Here is a 5,932-nt window from a genome sequence, read left to right on the forward strand (position 1 = left end):
TGGGAGACCGAAAGGTTGCCAGATTTCCCACCGTAACGTCATTAAAACAGTGAAAAATAACGGCTATATTGAAATTACAACGGCCGATAGGCTTCTCCAGTTAGCGAATTACGCTTTTGATGGTTCCGTGTTTGACATATACAGTGCCTTGTTGAATGGAGCTAGACTCGTGCTTGCTCCAAACAAAGCTGCTAGCGATCTTAAGGAAATTGCAAGGTTAATGGAAGAGGAAAATATTACGATATCTTTTATGCCTACCGCATTGTTTAATGTAATTGTAGATGAGCAGATATCTTGTTTGAAAAACTTGAGAAAAGTCTTGATGGGCGGCGAGAAGGCTTCTATAAAACATGTTCGCAAAGCCGTCAATTATCTAGGAGATAACCGGATAATTAATGGTTATGGTCCAACGGAAACAACGGTATTTGCTGTAACGTATGAAGCTGATCATAAAGTAAATTCCTTAGATTGTATTCCTATAGGTCGTCCAATGAATAATACACAGCTGTATGTTGTAAGCCGCTCTGGTCATCTTCAACCAATGGGTGTTCCTGGGGAATTATATATAGGCGGAGATGGAGTAGGCAAAGGTTATTTAAACCAAAGTGAGCTTACAAACAAATTCTTTATAGATAATCCTTTCGGTGAAGGTAAGGTATATAAAACTGGCGATTTAGTACGCTGGCTACCTAATGGGAATTTGGAATGCCTAGGGAGATTGGATCAACAGGTAAAACTCCGTGGACATAGAATAGAACTAAGCGAGATCGAGGCTAGACTAGCTGAATATCCTGACATACAAAACTGTGTAGTAGCTTTAAAAGGAGAAGGATCGAATGGATCTTACTTATATGCTTATTATGTGGCTGAGTTGAAAGTAGAAACTGTAGCATTGAAGAAATTTTTACAGGAAAAGCTTCCTAGTTTCATGATTCCTGCAAGATTTGTGCAGCTGGATGAAATTCCACTCACCTCAAATGGGAAGGTGGACAAAGGTAGGCTGCCTGCTCCTAGTAGCGTGATAGAACTATATAAGGATCCAGAAACAGAAACAGAAAAAACAATAGCAGAGATTTGGCAGGATATACTCGGTGTCGAGAAAGTGAGCCTTTATGATAACTTTTTCGAACTTGGCGGACATTCACTCAAGGCTACGCTACTCGCCTCGCGTCTACATAAAGAGGTTAAAGTCGAGTTGCCTCTCAAGGTGATATTTTCGCGGCCGACAGTAAAAGAGCTGGCTGATTATATACAGAGCAACCAGAAAGGCACTTTTGACCGAATTCCGTCGGTAAAGGTAAGTGATTATTACCCAGCGACATCCTCCCAAAAAAGAATTTATTTGGTAGAAAAGCTTGAAGAGCACAAAAAAAATACAAGTTATAACGTCCCTGGTGTATTTGAAATTCACGGTAATTTAGATTTGCAACAATTAAATCAAGCTTTTATGTCTCTGATTCAAAGACATGAGTCACTACGCACAACAGTCATTGCAAGAGAAGAAGAGATTGTGCAGAAAGTACATCAAAAAGCTGATTTTAGTCTAAGAATCACGGAGTGTACAGAAGATGCGGTTGAACAAGTTATAGCTTCTTTTATACAGCCTTTTGACCTTACTAAAGTTCCTTTGATAAGAGCAGGCATCATCAAGTTGAGCAGCAGACGTCACCTACTAATGATTGATATGCATCATATCATTACTGACGGAATCTCCATGAACATTCTTATGCAGGAACTAGCAGAACTGTATATGGGGAATCAGCTTCCAGAGGTTCCACTTCAATATAAAGATTATGCTGTCTGGGTGCAGAGTGCGACTCAAAAAGAGCGTCTCCATAAACAGAAATCTTTCTGGACAGATATTTTTCAGAAGGAAATGCCTATACTTGAGATTCCGACTGATTACTGCAGACCTGCGGAAAAGGATTACAAGGGGGCGATTAGCACCTTTGAGGTAGCTCCTAATCTGATTCAGAAGCTAAAGGATGTATCAACCGAAAGCGGAGCCACTTTATTTATGACATTTTTAGCGGCTTATCATATCATGCTGTCAAAGTACACAGGACAGAAAGAAATTGCTATTGGCACAGCGGTTGCAGGACGATCTCATGCTGATACTGAAGGAATCGTCGGTATGTTTGCCCATACAATTCCATTGAGGAATGTCCTTGATGATAAATGGACTTTCTCAAAGTTTTTAAGCGAAGTAAAACAGAATGTTTTGCAAGCTTATGAACATGCAGATTATCCAATCGAAGAGCTGGCAGACCAGTTGGGTGGACACCGCTCGATGAATCGAAATCTTCTGTTTGATACCATGCTTACTTTTCAGAATATGGATGCTGCTAAGTTGAATATTCCGGGATTACATATTCATCCATATAACTGGAGCTGGAGAAATGCGAAATTTGATTTGAACTGGATTGTGATTGAGGATGACGCTCTTTCCATATCGATTGAATACAGTACAGCCCTGTTTAAAAGGGAAACGATTGAAAGGATGCAAAGCCACTTTAATCATATTCTCATGCAGATTATCAGCAGTCCTGAGATGCCAATTGCTGATATTCAGTTGGCTGGAAAAGAAGAAGTCGATATTCTGGTAGAGGTGTTCAGTGGAAGAAAGGAACACTATCCGAGATCTAAAACGATTCATGAGATCTTTGAGGATAAAGCAGCTGAAGCTCCTGATCAAATTGCTATTTCAATGGAGAAATGTCTATTAACTTATAAAGAATTAAACGAACAGGCGAATCAAGTGGCCCGTAGTCTGCAGAAAAGAGGGGTCGCTCGCGGCCATACAGTAGGGCTTATCTTGGAAAGATCAGCTGAAATGATTGTAGCCATACTCGGGGTTTTGAAAGCGGGAGGAACATATGTCCCAATTGAGCCAAGCAGCCCTTCAGAACGGGTTCGTTATATGCTTAAAGACAGTCAAACAGAATTCATAGTAGTACAGAGTGAGCAATTAATTCCAGAGGGTTATATGGGTCAGGTCTTAATTCTTAGTGAGAAAGCGTGGGCTCGGGAATCCAGTCATAATCTATTGAATAAAAATGAACCGGGAGATATAGCTTATATCATCTATACTTCAGGATCGACCGGACAACCTAAAGGAAATCTTACTGCTCATCAAAATGTTATTAAGACAATTATAAACAACGGATATATTGAAATCTTAGAAACAGATCGAATACTGCAGCTTTCTAATTACGCGTTTGACGGATCTGTATTCGATATTTACAGTGCTCTGCTGAATGGAGCAACTCTTGTATTGATTCCACAGGAAACGGCATTAGATATGAAAGCACTGTCGGGATATATCCAGGATGAGAATATTACTGTTTCCTTTATGACGGCAGCCCTATTTAATGCGCTTGTCGACTTGGAACTTTCTTGTTTGAAAGGCATGAGGAAAATTATTTTTGGTGGAGAGAAGGCCTCTGTTAAACATGTAAGTAAAGCTTTTGACTACCTTGGAGAAAACCGACTGATTAATGGATATGGGCCTACTGAAACGACAGTTTTTGCAGCAACATATGCTGTAGATTCAGCAGTAAAGGTTACAGGAACGGTTCCGGTTGGAAAGCCTTTAAATAATACTTTTCTATATGTAGTAAACCAATATCTCCAGCTTCAGCCTATTGGCGTTCCTGGCGAATTGTGTATTGGAGGAGAAGGGGTAGGAAAAGGCTATCTAAATCTTCCAGGTCTTACGGCCGAGCGGTTTGTTAAAAATCCTTTTGGAAATGGAACGTTATATAGAACGGGCGATTGGGTACGCTGGTTACCAGATGGAAATATTGAATATCTTGGAAGAATGGATGAGCAGGTTAAATTGAGAGGACACCGGATAGAGCTAGGAGAAATTGAAACCAGGATACTTGAAAATCCGGATATCCAAAATGCTGTTGTGATAACAGCAAATAGCCACGAGTACGGATCCTACTTATGTGCCTATGTAGTGTCAGAGGCAGAGTGGTCCGAACAGGATCTACAGATGGAATTAAAAAGGAAATTACCAGAGTATATGATCCCTACTAGCATTATAAGATTGAAAGAACTACCGCTTACGACAAATGGAAAGGTTGATAAAAGAGCGCTCCCAAATCCTTTTGTATACAGAGATCTCCAAGTGGATTACGAACTACCTGTAGGAAGAGAAATAAAAATGGCTGAGATTTGGAAAGAACTGCTCGGTATCGAAAATGTCAGTCGCACAGATGATTTTTTCAAATTAGGCGGACACTCTCTAAAAGCATCTGTTCTGGTCCATAGGATTCAGAAGGAATTTAATAAAGCAGTCTCTCTACGAGAGATATTCACTTCGACCACTCTGAAGGAAATGACCAGGTTGATTTATGATTCGAAAGAAATACAGTATAAATCTATTCTTCCAATGGAAGAAAAACCTTTTTACCCAGTTTCCTCTTCTCAAAGGCGTATGTTTGCTGTGAATCAGTTGGAGGGAAGAGAATCTGGAGTTCACTATAATATGCCGGCCATTATTGAGATAGAAGGAAACTTAAATGTCGACCAGTTAGCTTCTGTATTAAAGTCCCTGATAAGTAGGCACGAGTCACTACGAACTTCTTTTCATTTGAACAAGCAGGAGCTCACTCAAAAAGTTCATTCTGAAGTTAAATGGAGTATGGATTTTATGCAGGCTGATGAAGGAGAAATGCCAGGACTGATAAGGTCTTTCATACAGCCTTTTGATTTAAGTTGCGCTCCTCTCTTTCGAGCAAGTCTTGTAAAACTAAAGGATAACCGCTTCATTTTGATGTTAGATATGCATCACATCATTTCAGATGGTATTTCAGTGGCTGTGCTTTTAGAAGATCTCTCTCTCCTGTATCAAGGGGAAGTACTTCCAAAAATAGAGGTTCAATATAAAGATTATGTGGGCTGGCAACGTGAAATAGCTCAGCAGGAGCATTTGAAAAAGCAGAAATCCTACTGGCTTGAACGCCTGTCAGGAGAACTACCTATATTAGAGCTATCCACGGATTATAAACGGCCAAAAGTACAAAGCTTTAAGGGAAAAACACTAAACTTTGAAGTGTCTGCTGGTGAGCTTGCAAAACTAAAGGCTGCCTTCTCAAATGACGATAGCACAACATTGTATATGATTCTACTAGCTGCTTATCATGTTTTACTCTCAAAATATACAAACCAAGATGATATATTGATTGGGACGCCAATAGCGGGGAGACCGCATGCAGAGTTAGAACCGGTTGTTGGTATGTTCGTTAACTCATTAGTAATTCGGAATAAATCAGCAGGGAATATATCTTTTCAGGAATTTCTATCACAAGTTAAGCATGAAGTATTGAATGCTTTTGAAAATGCAGATATACCTATCGAAGAACTCATTGAACAGTTGGATATTTCCAGAACTCTGGACAGAAATCCATTATTCGATACTATGTTTACTTTGCAGAATATAGATAACCAAGTTGAAATACCTGGACTTCATTTACATCCTTATAAATGGAATTGGTCTATTTCAAAGTTTGATATGACCTGGGCATTTGTGGAAAGGGAAACACTCCAGTTTACGGTAGAGTATAAATCTAGTCTTTTTAAAGAAATAACCATTAAAAAAATGGCTAATCATTATAATCATATTTTGCAACAAATCATTAGTAATCCAGATTGTCTGTTGGATGATATTGAACTGTTAACAGAAAAAGAAAAGAAACAGCTGCTGTTAAAGAACGATATTATGAAACATTATCCAAAGGATAAATCGCTGCAGGAGCTTTTTGAAAAGCAAGTAGCGAAAAATCCAGATAATGTAGCGCTGATATTCGAAGACAGGAAGCTTAGCTATCAAGAGCTAAATGGAATGGCTAACCAGATCGCACATAGCCTAGTAAAACAGGGAGTAAAGAGAGGGCAGACAGTTGGACTTCTCACGGAGCGCTCG

1 protein-coding gene is annotated in these 5,932 nt (G+C 39.4%); it reads left to right on the forward strand.

Annotation, left to right across the window (positions count from 1 at the left end; translation table 11 throughout):
* Window positions 1-5,932 (forward strand): amino acid adenylation domain-containing protein (locus ABWK52_RS17870; protein WP_353772050.1); only part of this gene is annotated, 5,932 nt, incomplete at both ends.

It is taken from the genome of Bacillus sp. AP50 (assembly GCF_040492675.1).
GTDB lineage: Bacteria > Bacillota > Bacilli > Bacillales > Bacillaceae_G > Bacillus_A > Bacillus_A cereus.